Annotated in this window: 14 protein-coding genes; all 14 read right to left on the bottom strand. The window is 33.9% G+C overall.

The features are described from left to right. Window positions 1-291: 291 nt before the first annotated feature. A complete protein-coding gene (locus tag EGI31_RS08355; RefSeq protein WP_255036762.1) occupies window positions 292-1,119 on the bottom strand; it encodes a hypothetical protein in 828 nt (275 codons plus the stop codon). A 37-nt stretch (window positions 1,120-1,156) separates the two neighbouring features. Then, on the bottom strand, window positions 1,157-2,086 hold the full coding sequence (locus EGI31_RS08350) for an SEFIR domain-containing protein (protein WP_255036761.1): 930 nt from the start codon (window positions 2,084-2,086) through the stop codon (window positions 1,157-1,159). Between the two features lie 188 nt (window positions 2,087-2,274). Then, a complete protein-coding gene (locus EGI31_RS08345; RefSeq protein ID WP_255036760.1) occupies window positions 2,275-3,522 on the bottom strand; it encodes a Shedu anti-phage system protein SduA domain-containing protein in 1,248 nt (415 codons plus the stop codon). 10 nt (window positions 3,523-3,532) lie between these two features. Further along, window positions 3,533-6,526, bottom strand: coding sequence for a type I restriction endonuclease subunit R (locus EGI31_RS08340; protein ID WP_255036759.1), 2,994 nt, complete (start codon window positions 6,524-6,526; stop codon window positions 3,533-3,535). Between the two features lie 158 nt (window positions 6,527-6,684). Continuing rightward, window positions 6,685-7,992: a restriction endonuclease subunit S gene (locus EGI31_RS08335; RefSeq protein WP_255036758.1), complete on the bottom strand. Its 1,308-nt coding sequence runs from the start codon at window positions 7,990-7,992 to the stop codon at window positions 6,685-6,687. Beyond that, window positions 7,989-9,083 carry a PD-(D/E)XK nuclease family protein gene (locus EGI31_RS08330; protein WP_255036756.1) on the bottom strand — a complete coding sequence of 365 codons (1,095 nt, stop codon included), beginning with the start codon at window positions 9,081-9,083 and terminating at the stop codon, window positions 7,989-7,991. Before EGI31_RS08330 ends, EGI31_RS08335 begins: the two co-directional genes overlap by 4 nt. Further along, entirely contained in the window at window positions 9,080-9,658 is a 579-nt protein-coding gene (locus tag EGI31_RS08325; RefSeq protein ID WP_255036755.1) for a hypothetical protein, read from the bottom strand. The genes EGI31_RS08330 and EGI31_RS08325 overlap by 4 nt, the downstream gene beginning before the upstream one ends. 21 nt (window positions 9,659-9,679) lie before the next feature. Further along, window positions 9,680-10,603, bottom strand: coding sequence for a DUF5655 domain-containing protein (locus EGI31_RS08320; protein ID WP_255036753.1), 924 nt, complete (start codon window positions 10,601-10,603; stop codon window positions 9,680-9,682). Next, window positions 10,584-10,931: a hypothetical protein gene (locus EGI31_RS08315; protein WP_255036751.1), complete on the bottom strand. Its 348-nt coding sequence runs from the start codon at window positions 10,929-10,931 to the stop codon at window positions 10,584-10,586. The genes EGI31_RS08320 and EGI31_RS08315 overlap by 20 nt, the downstream gene beginning before the upstream one ends. An 80-nt stretch (window positions 10,932-11,011) precedes the next feature. Further along, entirely contained in the window at window positions 11,012-12,721 is a 1,710-nt protein-coding gene (locus EGI31_RS08310) for a type I restriction-modification system subunit M (RefSeq protein WP_255036750.1), read from the bottom strand. Between the two features lie 105 nt (window positions 12,722-12,826). Then, window positions 12,827-14,515, bottom strand: a complete 1,689-nt coding sequence (locus EGI31_RS08305; protein WP_255036749.1) for a right-handed parallel beta-helix repeat-containing protein — start codon at window positions 14,513-14,515, stop codon at window positions 12,827-12,829. A 78-nt stretch (window positions 14,516-14,593) separates the two neighbouring features. After that, complete coding sequence (locus EGI31_RS08300) at window positions 14,594-14,935, bottom strand: hypothetical protein (protein ID WP_255036748.1); 342 nt, start codon at window positions 14,933-14,935, stop codon at window positions 14,594-14,596. A 131-nt stretch (window positions 14,936-15,066) separates the two neighbouring features. Then, window positions 15,067-16,278, bottom strand: a complete 1,212-nt coding sequence (locus tag EGI31_RS08295) for an AAA family ATPase (protein ID WP_255036747.1) — start codon at window positions 16,276-16,278, stop codon at window positions 15,067-15,069. A gap of 93 nt (window positions 16,279-16,371) precedes the next feature. Further along, window positions 16,372-16,653: a hypothetical protein gene (locus tag EGI31_RS08290; protein WP_255036745.1), complete on the bottom strand. Its 282-nt coding sequence runs from the start codon at window positions 16,651-16,653 to the stop codon at window positions 16,372-16,374. Window positions 16,654-16,657 lie beyond the last annotated feature (4 nt).

The raw sequence follows: 16,657 nt of genomic DNA, 5'->3' as shown, positions 1-16,657 counted from the left end.
TACAAGAACCACACCAAGTTAACCTGTAATTCACTGATTATAATTTCGTTAACACCATCAAATTAATATATCTATTAACATAATTAGTTTATGGCTACCTGTTAAAGTTCCTCAATTATAGTACTACAATATCATTTAAGTTTAAATTAATAGTCCTAACTACTCTACCATTACCTGACTTATTCTCCAATTATCATTATACTCAACCTACTTCAAAAAAACCAGCGGTATCCCATTAGCCTTTTCTAATCACTACATCCACACAACTTTTATCTTTAAGGCCTGAATCCATTAAAGAAATAATACTATTTCGTGCAATCTAGTGTTGAGCCTTTCGTAAAATTCTTTAGTACTTTTATAATCCTCAGGGTTTAACTCGGCCCAATTTGTCTCCTGGTTTCTGTTGTCCTTTAAACATTTGATTTCCAATGTTGGTAAAATCAAATTACAGAAATTACGAAGATCTGTTAGATGCAGTAGAGATTTATACAGCCTCAAGAAATAAGACTTTTCAGAGTGAGTAAAATCATTAGTAGCTAACAAATTCATTAATAATACGTTACTCTGATGAATATGCTCAATATAGATCTTATAGTTCACACCTTGAATCAGGCTTTGCAGGTTGGATACAATCATAACCCTGTCATCTGTGGGTACGTAATCAAATTTCTCCACCATTCTTTTAACAGCTCTACCTACCATTATTAAAGCATTGTATCCATCATGAAAATTTCCGAGATAATAGAACTGTAATTTACTTAAGTAGGTATTACTCAACTCAGCTTGTTTGAAAATAAGAGTCATTATCCTGTTACTCCTAAATTCCTCAGTTTGATATTTTATCTCAATTTGTTGGTTTTTGAGCTCTTCACCTTGCATTTTTAAAGCTGCTACGAAAAGAACAATACTAGCCAAGCTCCAAATAGATCCAACAAAGCCGCCTATAAAGTCTCCTACTTGGCCAGTAATTGCCATATCCAGTACTCCATCATAAATACCAATTCCTTTTAACAAGAGAGCAACCAAAAACACAAAGACAATGAGAATACCTCCAACAATACACCAAAAGGCTATTTTTTTTAGTAGAATTGGATTTTCTAAGACTTCGTAGTATTTCATAATTAAGAGTTATTATTCTCAAAAACCTTTTATAAAATTAAAAGTCACTAACATTAAGATAGTTAGCTTCAAAATTATCTTCCCAGGGTATTTCTGAAAAATTCAGAAATAGGTCTACTTTTTCTAATTTTGAAAACAAAGAGATTTTAAAATCTTGACTAAGAAATTTATAACAATTACCACTGTGTATCTGTAGTGAAGGAAGGGATATAACCTCTTCTTGTCCTTTAAAAAGTTCTAAATCAATTTTGCTGCTGGGCTTCTTGGTAAAATCATCAAAATCAAAAAAGTCCTCAAGTGAATTGAATTGCAACAAAACCTTTTCTAAATTAGTGTCACTCTCGTTTGAGATTACAACCTTCAAATCCAGATTAATACGATATATTTTGTTAGCAATTGTACTCTTTCGGCCAATAAGTTTAAAAACCTTACAAGTTAATTTTTGTTTTATGACATCTGTTTGAATTGTTTTAGTTTGGACTGGCCTCATAGAATCATTGACAGGAGGAAAAATTGATACCGTAGTTTCCTGAAGTTTAGCATTCAAAAGAGTCCAATTTGAAGTAAGTTCCAAATCTAACACATCATAACCCCGTAACCCTACTGGTACTATATCATTAAGGTTAGAAGAATTCAACATTACAAAAACATACTTTTGAGGGTTTGAAGGTAAATCGTTGATTAAAATTTGATATTCTTCACCGACACCTCCAGAAAATCCTTCAGCTTTCAGTTTGTAACCTCTACTCAATACAACTATAATTTTATTAAAGGCTGTAAAAAACTGATGTTGCATCTTTCTGAAATTTATTGCTGACGTCTCTTGACGCTTTATGGTGTCTATTACTGCCTCAAAGCCCCAAACATCTCTCAAAGTGGCACAAAACCTGTTAACATTATTTATGTGTTCTTCAGAGTCATGCGAGTATAGAATTGCTACTTTGATGTTTTTCGAATCATGTTTCATATTAATTTGTATATAATTTCATAAACCAATGCTCAAACATAAACATCCAAAATTGAACTAACAACACCCATTTTGAGAAGCTTCAGCCTATTTCGCCAGCGGAAGTCAAAAATTTATAAAAAATCAAAAAGTCTTTATTTTTGCCTAAATCATCTTTTTTGCAAAAAAAATTGACGTGGTAATACATCTCAAAGGGAATATCTAATTACATTTCTGATGAATTCATTCTCTGGAATCGTATACCAGTTAATAGGCAGTTTTTCACTATATACTATGGAAAAAGCCCTTTCAAATAGCTCATCATACGTAATTATTGAGACATTGCTATTGCTATTTCTAAATCTTTCAAAACATTCACTTTTATAATTTGAACCTAAGTCCCTGATATGAGGAAATTCTTTATTTCTGTTCCCAAAAATCAAAATCGCCTTAGGATCCAAAATTCTGTGAATTTCCAAGTCAATTATTTTAGAATCATTGTCAATTATTTCCTTTTTGTTGTAGAAATCTGATCTTTGGGCCAAGGTTTGACTAAATGCCTCTATAAAATCATTAGAGAAATCCCATGTATTAGTCCTTGATTTGGAAGTTTTTCCCTTTTTGAAAATCTCAGTATTGCTTGTTTTTAGTTCAATTAGAGTGTTAAAATATGAAATACCAATAAAGTCTACCTTTGGACTACCACCCCCTTTAGAATCTTCAATGCCGACTTTTTGCTCTGATAACAAGTCCCTTATAAAAGTAATTTTAGTATTTAAGCCAAGAATCCAATCATTATTTTTAAAAAATTGGTGCCAAACAGCTTCCTCTCCATGATCATTTATAATCCTCACATCTCTATAAAATTGAAAAGGATCTTTTCCAGAAATGTGAACATTCTTAAGAAAACAATAAAAGCCATAAATAGCTTTCTTTCTACTGTTTTTGAGAATTTCTTTAATTTCTTCGCTACTGAAAGCTGACTTATCAATTAGCTCACCAAGCTCTTGTATTTTTATGAAATTCTCCTTGAGCTTGAAGGTGCTTAGATAGGGACCAAAAGCCACGTTTGGCTCAAATTGCTCTGAATCAACGAGTTCCTTAAAACTATTTAAGAATCCTATCATTTTCCAAAAACTTCTAGCATCATCTCCAGTATTAAAACCAATAATTACATCATTACCCTTTGATTTTTTGATATTTTGCTTACTGTCAATTTTCCGAAATTCTAACCTTGGAGTATATTTTGAAGTTTGATTTGATTTATGAAACGATATCTTACAAACTGTATTTACATTGGTTTTTTTTAGAATTAAAAAACCATCAAAATATTCACCACTAGAATGAACAATCAGACAGTTATCTAAAGTGCCATTTTGTTTTATGGTTAGCTCATCTATACTCGATTCCTCAAGGTCGAAAAAATTATAAGAATAGCTACCAATATCAAATCTCATATCAAATACTTTATAGATTATTACCCCTCAAAAACTGCCTCAGCATCAAATCGGCTATAATTGGCTTCTTATCAGGAGATTCCACTGTTTTGTAGAAGTCAAAGTTATCATTCACATACTCTAAGAAAAACCTACTAAGCATATCATTCCAGTACTGTTTTTTGTTGGCTTCTGAGTTGTCGCCTTGCATTACTTTCTGGACTTCCTCACTTTGGCTCATTCTTTTGTACACATTGTTGAGGTGTACCTTATCTTCCTCCTTTAGATTCAGACCATGTACCTCATTGACTTTTCTAATGATTTCAGATAGTAGGTCTATTTCTTCTGGCTTTGTGCCTTTGGTGCCACTTTCTGACATTGGATCCAATGAGCCTTCTTTGTCTTCTAGGCTAAGCTTCATCTCTCCTATTTTCTGAATTCGTAGAGAATCCAAATCTACTGAATCAGTGATATCCAAGGTAGAGCCTTTTCTTTTTGGTAGCTTTTTCTTTAGATATTTCAAGAAAATGAACTGTTTTTCAAGCTCTTTGTCTTGAAAATCCATAATCTGTGATATGTAGCTGTATAATCTACAGTAGGAATTTATGATTGACCTGAATTCCTCTCTTTTGGATTCATCTTCTATGGCTTGCCACCTTTCTACTACTCTTCCAATTGGTGTTTGTAGCAATTGGTCAAACTTCCGATCCTCATAAAACAGCTTACAAAACTCATCTACCTCAAATTTGGTATAAAGTTGAAACTTCCTTACTTCTGTTTCTAATTCGTAGAGCTTGTAAGAATCTGTCTCTCCACTTAGGAAGGTAGATGTATAGAATGGCTGGAAAGCCATCACTATTTCTTCTGGCTCATTTACAAAATCAAGCACAAAAGTGTCTGTTTTGCCAGAGGCTTTTCTATTAAGCCTAGATAATGTCTGTACAGCCTGAACTCCTCCAAGTCTTTTATCTACAAACATGGTATGTATAAGCGGTTCATCAAAGCCAGTCTGAAACTTGCTAGATACAATCAGGATTCTGAATCTAGGGTCTTTTAGACCATCTGGAATAGAAACACTGTGTTGTAATCCATTGTCTGAGTTTAAAGAACTTTCTGTATGCTCAGAGCCTTCATGGTGGACAGAACCACTAAAAGCTACTAAACATGAGTAGGGTAATCTGAGGTCTTTCATCTGCTTTATCATTTCCTGCTGAAACAGCACACAATGTTTTCTTGACCTAACAACTACCATTGCCCTGGCTCTTCCTCTGATTTGTTTTTGGGTATGATTCACGAATTGATTGAGCATTATAGCCACTTTCTGCCTGATGGTCTCTGGATGAGAATCTACATAATTGACCAATTCTCTTTTTACCTTGCCCTCTGGAAGTTCCAAATCATCATTATCATCCTCCTTTTTGAGCTTAAACCATCTTTTGTAAGGCATAAAATGCTCCAAAACATCCAAAGTGTAGCCTTCAGCTATTGACTGCTTCATGGTGTAGCTATGGAAAGGCACAAACTGCCCTTGCTCATTCTTTCTACCAAAAAGCTCCAATGTTTTGTTTTTGGGTGTGCCAGTAAAGCCAAAAAATGATATGTGTTCTTGCTTACCTCTTGTTAGTAGGTCTTTTGTTATTAAATCCTCAAAATCCTCTTCCTCTTTTTCCTCTCCATAAATTGGCTCTGGCTCAGCTGCCAAATTCATTTGAGGTAGATTCACAGAAAGTGATTTCTTTAGTTTTTTGGAAGTTTCTCCTGTTTGTGAAGAATGTACCTCATCTATGATAACTCCAAAGGTTCTACCTCTGAGTTTCGACATTTCATCAGCAATTACACCGAACTTTTGGATTGTAGTGACTATGATGTCATTCCCTTTAGCCAAGGCATCTTTAAGCTGTTGAGAGTTTTTGTCGATGGCTTTAACCACTCCAGCAGTTTGCTCCAAATCCTTTAGTGTTTTCTGAAGCTGCTTGTCTAAAACCTTTCTATCTGTTACTACTATGACAGTATCAAATATTCTGGTTTTCTCTGTAGGGTTTTTATATAATGAGGTCAAAGTATGAGCTAGCCAACCAATAGAGTAACTTTTGCCTGAACCAGTGGTATGCTGAATCAAGTAATAATGCCCTGTACCATCTACTTTGATTTGATTTCGTAGGTTTCTGATAACATCTAGCTGATGGTACCTTGGAAAAATCAACAGCTCTTTTTTCTTCTCTATAACCCTACCTGATTTATCATCCCACTCTTTTTCTAATTCTGTGGTTTCTAAGGCAAAGTTTTCTATAATATCTAACACTGATTCTGGACTCAAAACCTCTTTCCAGAGGTAGGAGACCTTGTAATCATTTTCTACTATTGGATTGACAATACCTCTGTTATAAGGCAAGAACTTTGTTTCTGAGCCACTCAATTTGGAGGTCATGCCTACTGAATCATTATCTACCACAAAATGCACCAGCATCCTTTTAAACTGTAAAAGAGGCTCATTTTTTGGGTCTCTATCAAACTTATATTGATGAATGGCATTGTTGATGTCCTGACCAGTAAATTGGTTTTTTAGTTCCAGACCAATGATAGGAATGCCATTGATGCAAAGCACCATATCTATAGAATTCTCATTTTTGAGAGAGTATTTGAGCTGTCTAACTACAGAAAGTCTATTGAGTAGATATTTTTGTTGATGTTCTGGATTTAGACCAGATTTAGGTTCAAAATAAACCATGTCAAAATACACTCCTTTGTCTCTGATGCCCTCTCTTAGTACTCTTATGACACCATTGGCCTGTATTTCTGTAGAAAGTCTTTTGAGTAGTTTTTCATCCGCTTGCTCACCAAAATGAGCCTGCCAGTTTTCATAAGCTTTTGGTTGAGTAGCCTTAACAAATGCCAATACCTCAGACCCAACCAAACCAAGTTCTCTTATATATAGATTTGTGTTGGTTGAGTGGTATTTCAATCCATTTTGATGTGTAGATGTTAAATAGTTTTCTATATATTCTTCAAACCTTTTTTCAGTCATTTATAGGGATTTTTTGGCTTCTGACTGAAAATTAGTAAATTATTGTATTTTAAGAAAGAAATCCACCTAAAAAGTAAGGCAAAACAGTAGATATATATAGGCTTTTTGTTTTGGTTGGCTGTCTTTTAACAAGTAGAATTCTTGTAGAAATTGCACTCTCAATCCTCCAAAACACAAATTTTACCTGTAACTACATTTGAAATCAGGCTTTGTCTGTACTCTTTAAGTTTTTCAATTTTTTGTAGTTCTAGGCTGATATTTTGGTCAATTAAATTTGTTTGAGCATCCAAATATTTAACAATTTGCTGTTGTTCAACTTTCGGTGGGTAGACAAATCTAATATTCTCAAGCTTTTCCTTAGTCAAATGAGGAATACTTACTTTATTTACAGAATTTTCATAATATTTATTTTGATGATGAGAAATAGAATGATAGAGAAAGAAATAAGGATCTCCATCTTTAAGTTTAACCCTATTTACTGAATTCTGGATGTAACATTCTTCTAATTCTTCTAGCCAAATGCAGGTTCTTCCCACATCTCCACCTTCATTAATTAATAAATCAAATTTTTTTAACCTGTAATTTTCAATTTCCTTTTCTGAGAACCACATTTGTTTTACATCTTCTATATTAACTTTCTCATTTTGAATATTTTGGCTTCTCAAATAATTTTTCAGCATATAATCACCCTTGTCCTCTGGAGTTAACATTTTCCCTAAAGTAATATTTGAGAAATATTTAAGTGGTAAAACATTCCAATGCTCAGGAATCTCGCCAATCCACTCAATACCTGAGTCTTTGTATTTTACAGTAGGATCTAAACCTTTTGTAACTACATGATTGATAAGAGCAGTTCTGTTTTCTTTTAGTAGCTCAATTTTTCTTTCCTTTTTGGCTATCAATTCATCAATCAGAGCAGTTTTTTGGTCTAGGTAGGTTACTATGGCTTGTTGTTCTGGGAGGGGTGGGTAAGTCAGTTTTAATCCTTTAACAATATCCTGATTAATATTTGGCTGTCCACCACCATAGCTTAAATTAATAATAGATTCTCTACTCGAAAGCATCCAATAAAACACATATTTATAATCAAAATATGGACTGTCTGCAAGAACGCAACAAGCCTGATTTGTTGTGGTTTCAATTTTTAATATACCCAATTTGCCAATTGTAGCCCCATACATTGCCATAACAATACTATTTTTGGGATATTTCTTTAACGAGGATGTTTCCTTGAGAGCCAAATCTGTAACTTTTTTTGAAGTTTCGAAGATTTCTCCATCAGTTAAATCACCAGTCAAGAGCCAATTATGTTTTCCATTCTCATAGTAGAGATCTGAATCACTCTTAGGGGTAGTGCCACTACCGATAAGATTAAAACTCCATGCAACCTTCCTACTTGACCAATGCTCAGGTATATCACCAATCCAGTCTATGTTTGTGGGTTTGTATTTTGGGTAAGGCTTCATGGGTTTGTAATCGTTTTTAAGGTATTTATTGCTTTTTCCCAAGCAGATTTGAGGTCATTTTGAAGTTCTGTTAAATCAAGTAGATTTTCTATAGATTTCAAGCTATAATGCTTTCTGACAATAGGAGTCCAGGAATTGCCACCTAAAGGATTGGCCTCATTTACAACCAACAAACCCAAATTGCATATTTCAATTTTCTCATTTTTAAATCTATCGGTATTTCTCCAAGAATATACTAAGTCAGGGTTGTTTCTAATCCAAAGTGCTACTTTCAGTAGAGAAAGGTCACTATCTTCTAGGTAAATGTATAAAATCAGACTTGGAGCATCAGAAAAAGTATATTCTAAAGACAAATCCTTTTTGTTTTCTATGGCTACAAAACCTATATTTTGAACCAAAAGGCTTATTTGTTCAAGTATAACCTTAGCAAATGAGCTTTTCATTTTTTGTAAAGCAAGTATTTGCTCAGCATTTGTTTTAAAAAAGGCTAAGGTATTGTCTAAATCGTCAATAGTATTGTTCATATTTCTCAAAATCTCTACAAAGGTGTAAAAATTGTATTCTTGTCTAGGACTAAGGCTAATATCAGTAGAAATTTTATAGTTATATAAGATTTTTGTGAGCCATTCTTTGTGTGTAATTGCTTCAAAACCTCCTGTATTTTGTTCTTTTCTAGAAGAAAGTACAATTCCTACCAAGTTTTTGACTTTAAAATGGCTTTTGTATGCCTCCAAATCATTGTATAGAGTAGCATATACCTTGTTTTCTATCACTATAACTTGGTTTCCATCAGTAATTACTACATCAATGAACTTTCCTGTACCAAAAGTATAAACCTCTCTTTCAATTCTTATTGGCTCATCTCCAATCACAAAAGAATTAGTAGGTAAGAGCTCTATCAAACTATCCAAAAACAAACTACCAAGCCCATGGCTTTCACTTTTATTCAGAAAGTAAGCATACAAATTACTAACAGTTAGTTCTTTATGACTAACTCTGGCTATTTCTAACAAATTAGGTTCCTTTTCCTTCTGAAAGCTAGAAATCAAAGGATTGCTTAGAAATGAAAATTGTTGTTGTATGCCCATCATTCCAAAATTCGGTGATAGGTAGCCAAAAACTTCCCAAATGTCCAAAAAGCTTCATCCAAAGTCTTTCTTCCAATTATATCATCATGTACTATCTCTAAAAAAAATGGCAAATAATTACTTCTGTAGAGCTTCAACCTGTTGTATTCCTTATCATAATCATAAATATCTACGGTGTTCAACTCTAAAAACTTATAGGCTCTGTAAACGTGTTGATCAAAGATTGGAAAGGCATCAGGATTAATAAGATGAGCCAGAGTGATTAGCCAAATATCACTAACATCAGGAAATGATGCTCTAATTTTCTTCAAATCAACAGTTTCTCTGTCTCTTAAATCATTGATAACCTCTAGTTTCAGAATTTTATTTTTAAGGGAGGCCTTCTTTAGTGTAGAGAGCTTTGTGCCATTTTTCCACTCAAAAAAACCTAAAAGTAACTCCTCATTTATTGTTTTAGCCTCTAAAGCAGGAAAATAGAACTCCTTGTCTCTTTTACCATCCGGGTAGAGTGGTGCCCATATTTTACAAAAATCTATTAGAGAGTGTATTGGTTTAATATTTATGGTTTTCAGATTCATTAAGAATAATGTTTGGGATTTTTAAATACGATGCTTTTTATAGGATTGACCGACAAGAAACATAGTGTAATCCAAATCATCACCAATGTTAATCCAAATTTCATAGTCACCATTGCCCCAGTGACCTTGATTACTCAAATCTTTGGTCAATCCCTTCGGATCATCCAGCTCTCCCTTCTTTAGGTTTAGAAGTAGTTTGATATGATCTCTAAAAATAATAAAGTCACAGAATGTTTTACTACTTTTAAAGCTTATATAATGCTTTTTGGGAACCATCTCAACTTCGTCACCAAGCTCAACAACCCTCTTTTTTAATGCTGTGTACATTTCAATAACTCTTTCATCTTTCTTTCTAGCATATAAATGATCTTGCTCAGAATAAACAGTTACTTCTTTGGTTATTTCTGTAATAATACTTGAATTCTGACTAGAAATAGTTGAAATACTTTCTTTTGATTCAGTCTTATGCTGCGAGAATCCAACCAGATTGTTCTCAAACTGGTTAACTTCCCATAACTCAAAAGGTACATCTTTGAAATTTATAGAGTGTTTCTGAAATTCTGTAAACCCAGGAGCTATAAATATTACCCTAGACTGAGACCAATCAACTTCGTCTCTTTTCAGAGTTTCTTTGCCAGACTCATTAAACTCAAGAATAAAATCAGATTTGTTGTTTAGGAGCAAAGACATGTAGGTGTATCCCTGGTCAATGACAGAAAAATTCCTATCTCTTTTGTATTCTATAATAACAAATGACTTATTTTCGTGGTCATAACAAAGTGTATCAATTCTAAAATTTTTAACTGTTAGCTCCGACTTAATAAACTTTAGACCAAAAAGTTCATTTACATTATTCTCAACTAAATTTTGAATTTCCTTTTCAAGCTTGAATTGTAATCCAGAAACCAGATTTAGCTTATTATTCTTATTTTGATAGAGTTTCATTTTCTTTTAGAATTAATTTCCTCAAAAAATCCGACCTATTTTCCTTGAATTCGAGGTATTGTTTTTCATTGAAGACATCACTTTTGTCATTATTACAGAAATAGCATGCCAAAACACAGTTATTCTCTGAATAAGGCTCATTTGGCTCTTTTCTATCAATTTCAAGCCAATAACCTCTATTTACTCCTCTCGCAAAAACACCTTCAGTTGCAAACCTTTTTGAGTTCAGCAACCCTTTGTGAATTACTTCCTGACATGTTTTTTCAGAAACACCACAATACCTACATACTTTTTCCTGATATTGATACCATTTTAAAAAACTGTTCATATCCCACGATATTTTGCCTTTTTTCCCATTAAACCAAGATCTCAAGGCCTTTTTATCTCTTTGAATGTATTCCCACCTTCTCATTTCTCCAATATTTTTTGAAACAAACCATCGCTTTCCTCCTCTAGCTTTAGTAGGTCATTTGTTATGTCTTGCAGGCTTCTGAGTGGTTTATATTGGTAAAAATACTTAGTGAAGTTTATCTCATAACCTCGCTTATCCTTGCTTCTGTCCATCCAAGCAAATGGTAGATGTGGTTTTACTTCATTCTCAAAATAGCTATCAATATCAGTGGAAAGTGGTATTCTCTCAAAATCTCTGAGACTGCCATCAGCTTTTGGAGTTTTAGATTTCTTGTCTAGAACAGGTCGGCCACTTTCATCCAGTAGGGCTTGTTCTATGGTCACCTTGGTATATCCAAAAAAGGTATTAGGGTAGATTTTACAATGTTCAGTTTCTTTAAAATCTAAAAACATCTGTAATATTTCATCTCTTTGGCTATCTGCGATATACTTCCGCTTGCTTCCTAAAGATTTCTTCATGGTCTGGTGTAAGTCTGTGGCATTTATGAGCTGTACTTTACCCCTTCTATTTGGCTTCTTTTTGTTGGTAACCACCCAAATATAAGTGCTTATACCAGTGTTAAAGAACAATTGGTCTGGTAGTGCAACAATAGCTTCAAGCCAATCATTTTCTATAATCCATCTTCTAATCTCTGATTCTCCTGAACCTGCATCACCAGTAAACAAAGGAGAGCCATTAAATACCACTCCTATCCTACTGCCTTTGGTTTCCATTTTAGAAATCATGTGCTGTAAAAACAACAATGAGCCATCAGAACTTCTGGGAGTTCCAACAGAAAATCTACCTTGTGGATTCTCAGCTTCAGCCAAAACATATTCCTGCTCTGACTTCCAAGAAACACCAAAAGGTGGATTGGTAATCATATAGTCAAAAGTTTTACCTTGAAGTTTATCTTCTGAAAGACTAGAGCCAAGGTGGATATTTTCAGGATTTTCACCTGTTATGAGCATATCTGACTTACAAATAGCATAAGTCTGAGGATTTAGCTCTTGGCCAGATAGCCTAATATCAATAGTAGGATTTATGTTCTCCAATATCCATTCTTTGCCTATAGATAACATGCCACCAGTACCACAACATGGGTCAAAAATGCTTCTAATCTTTCCTTCTCCTTCTAAATCTTCTTTATTTTCAGATAAAGTAAGTCCTACCAGTAACTTTACTACATCTCTTGGAGTATAATGCTCACCACTGGTTTCATTAGACATCTCTGAGAATTTTCTCAGTAGCTCTTCAAAGATTTGACCCATAGTGTGGTTGTTCACCACATCAGGATGCAGGTCAATCTCTTTAAACTTGGAAATCAGTAGATAAAGCCTATTGTTGTCCAACAGTTTTTTCACCGGTTTGTCTAACTGGAATTTCTCAATTATATCTGCCACATTCTGAGAGAAACCATTGAGGTAGTTCTCAAAGTTAAGCTTTAGGCTATTGGCTGTAAGTCTAGAAAGGTCATATTGTGAATGGTTGTAAAAACTGTGCTTTATGGCGTTCTGAATAATTGGACTTGGGTCTTCAATTTTGTCCTTGTACTCATTATAAAGCTGGTAGGCCATATCTTTTTGAGGTTCAAGAACACAATCTAGCCTGCGTAATACTACAAAAGGCAAAATCACATCTCCATATTCATGCGGTTTAAACAATCCTCTGAGTACATCATCACACACATTCCAGATGAAAGAAGATATTTCTTGGTGGTTGGTCATTTTAAAGTAGGGTTTTGAAAAATCAAAAATACCACTGAATTCCTAATTTGGTGGCATTGGCCACAAAATAATAGGACTCATAGAAGGAAGTTTATTAGAAAACCCTCAATTATTGTTACCACATCCATCTATAACTGCTTTGAATACCGCTCCTGGTTCAGTTTTAAATGTAGGAAGTAATTCTACTGACTTTGCAGATTGATATGTGGCATTAGCATTTGAGGTAATTTTATTGGTAGCTTTGATTCTGTTGCTTGCCTCTAACTTTACACCTGTATTTGTTATATCTCCAAGCAGAATATAATTTGGAGGACACTGATATTCAAAGGCACCAATGTCTAAATTGTTAAAATATCTATTATTTCCATCAAAATCAGAAATACCTACTTTGTTCATAAAAAACGAATTCCCTGAGTTTATAGCTGGTGAATTGGGTTTTAGATGAAGTTCTGGAGAAGCTATATTTGTTCCATTAAATTGTGGATCGGTGAAAGCTGAATTGGCATCATGGCCTGAAACAGTTTTAAAGGTAGCCCAGTTCATGTGTACAAAATCTCTCTTAACACTCGGAGTGATATCTTGATTAGCAAACACTAAGTTATAGTTTATGCTGTTCCCAGTCATTGAAAAGTAACTTATGGTGTATAATCTATTGTCTATGTTAGAGGAAAAAATATTGTTCTGCACTGTAGAATTTTCAGCGAAGGTGAAATTGAGCTCACCATACTTATCAGACTCAGCATAATCTGTATTTTTGCTGGCATTCTTTAAAACAGTATTGTTGAGCAAGGCACTAGATTGTACTTTTCCAGAGCTAGTAGGGTAGTTATTAGCACCAATGCCAATGCCCCATCTGTCATTATTATAAGCCAAGTTGCTTCTAAGTGTGTCATTGTTAGCAGTTCCACCTATTACCTCACTACCAATTTGAAGCCCTACCTGACATTCATAAACCAAATTTCTCTCTGCAACAACATTTCTAGCACCATCAATATAAATACCTGATGCTGTGGCATTTACAGATAGGTTTGGAAATCTACATCTAAAAACTGTATTCTTTTGAATTTTGCCATTTCTAGCCTGTTTGTTAGTGCCACAGTCACCGTAGAAACCAGCTGCTACTATTCCAATATTAGTAATATCATGAACCAAATTACCTTCAACCAGAAAACCATCTACATTTCCACTAATAGAAATACCTTCACTAAAGCCTGTTCTGCAATTATAAACATGGTTATTAATTAAACTGATATTGGTAATTGGCAAATTATTATCGGTTCCACATACCTTGAGTGGCAGTGCATTTCCAGAAGGTGTATAGTTTTGCCCAACAGCTTCATTTATAGCTGTGAATGTACAGTTTTTCACCACAATGTTACTGGAGCTTCCTGTTATAAATAGACCTCTAACTCCATTGCCAGTAATATTTCTAAAAGTAAGGCCATCAATCACAATATTAGATTTACTGTTAAGCAGTAAAAGTGTTTGTAAAGGATAGCCACTACCATCAATTATTGGAACCTCATTCGGATAGTTTTTCAGAGTTATTGGAGTAGATGCACCACCAGAATTTTGAGCTATGGCAAACTGTGTAGGATATATTCCATCTCTAAAATATACAATATCTCCTTGGTTAACATTCAATAGAGCATGTTGTAGAGTTTGCCAAGGTGAAGCAAAACTGCCATTACTACTGTTACTACCAGTTGGAGAGACGTAGTAAGTATTTTGAGCATGGAGTGTGTACAATCCTAGAAAACTAAAAATCAACCATCTTAATACAACATTAATCATATTACTATCAAAATTTTACTACAATTTACTGAAAGCTAAATCTTTGTAGAAGTCAACAGTTAAATAATTATTTAGTGGTTAACACACTTCTAACAGTAAAACTGGGCTATTCTGGGTATGAAGAGGCTCTTTAACACCAAAATCAACTATATCTTCTAATTTTATAAATACATAAGCAAGTAACTTTTGAAGATGTTCCTCACAGCCTTTGATAGCTAGCTCAGTAGTAGCAAATTCAGTTTCAAAGGTTTGATTTACTGCAATATAACTCTTAAAACTAGCCATAAATCTGTGTCTTGTAGGATCTGTTTCAAATCTATTCATCCAATGTGGCTGTACTGAATAGCTTACAAATGGCAAACTTAGAATGGCATAGTTACTCCCAACATGCCAAACATCTTTTAGGTCTTTTAATTTCATAGCACAAATATGGCTAATATAATGAGCAGAGTATGGCTATAAAATTGAGCAATGTGAACTTTGCTAAGAAAATGAGAAAAACCCAACCAAAGGTTTTATGCTCTGGTTGGGTTTGAATTTGTCTAACTCTTTTATGCTATATTGTTGACTACATCTGGAATCTCTAACGAATACTCTGTTTTACTTCCCTTAACCTGGTATGAGACTAAAATGCAACTTACCCCGTTACCACATATCAATTTTATCCTATTCCCAATAATTTGGTTCAATCTAGATTTAACCGTCCCTACTGAAATTGAAACTTTTTTTTGAATTTCAGAGATTAATTCACTCTGGGAATATTTTCTACTCTCTGACATTATTTCTGGTAATATCTTTATAAATTCATCAATTTTTTGTTTCGATAACTCCTGATAATTAACGGTTTTTCTCTGATCCTCAGTGCAAACCAAATCACCAAGCTCCTCTGAGAATTCCATAAAAATTGGCGAAAGGTCTCTTGAACCTCTTATTTTGTGGATTTCCAAGAAAATTCTACCAGTTTTTTGATAGTTCTTCCATTCAAACCCAACCCTTAGCTGACCAGTTGATTTATTACCTATTTCTGTTCCTAGATTACCTCTGGCCTTCATGGAACCTGGATTTTCATGTATAACTTGTACAATAGTGCAGTTTAGATAAACCCTTAGTAAAGCCAAAAAATCTAAAGCACTGTTAGTTTCAGAAACATTATTAAAGTCTGAAACCAAATCTGTGATAACATCAATAAAAACTACAGTATGATTTCCAGACTCTTCGTAAATTCTCTGAATAAATCCAAGTATAGCATTAAACCTACTGAGCCTACTAGTTTCTACAATAGAAGTAAAACGAAACTTTTTACTATGAACATCTAACCCTGTGTCTCTTTGAATTTTATCAACTATTGGAGCAAACTCTTCTAGGTCATTCATCTCTGTGTTGATATATGCAACAGTCACATCATTATTAGGATTTGCCCAGAGTCCTATAGAATCAGGCGTAGTAGAGCCTTTAATTATGGCTGTTGCGATTTTACTAGCAATTCTAGATTTATGAGAACCTTTCTGACCTTGTATCGAATACAGATTTCCTCTTCTAAATAAAGGAAGGTTATCTATGTACAATAATGGCTCAGAAAGGGGTAGCCCATTAGCTATAAATTCTCTGATTTTATTCTCAGTTTTCGATAATGTATCAAAATTTTCCTCAGTGGTTGGATTATCTTCATAAGGATGTGATGAGTCTACCTCCTTATTGTCTTCCATACTGTCGAAAGATATATTCTTATTAATGTGATTGTTATTTTCTATTTCTGAAATCATTATAACTATTATCGTAAATTTTTAAATTCAAAGAACTCCTATGAACACCTATTCTATTTTTTCTATTAAATGCCGTAATCAAAACTCTCTCCCTCATAATTCAGGTTTAAGTAATTTGTAGATTCTTTTTAGCCAAACTAAGCCCTTTGTCGTAAACATGACCTTTTTAACAGACAGTTTGTTCTCTCCAGAACCGACATACAGATTTAGATTTATGGTATCAAGGATACCATTGAATAATAATTCAGGGGCTACATTGAGACCATCTCTTGTGCCATTGATAAAATTGTATCTTCTCAGGAATCTAAATAGTTTAGGCCTAGATATCCCAATAACTTTTGATGCATAATCTGCATCGAACAATTCAACTTTCATACTT

The organism is Lacihabitans soyangensis, assembly GCF_024343775.1.
Classification (GTDB): Bacteria; Bacteroidota; Bacteroidia; order Cytophagales; family Spirosomataceae; genus Leadbetterella; species Leadbetterella soyangensis.
Note: the sequence above shows the minus strand (reverse complement) of the source record. Positions and strands in the feature narration are given on the sequence as shown.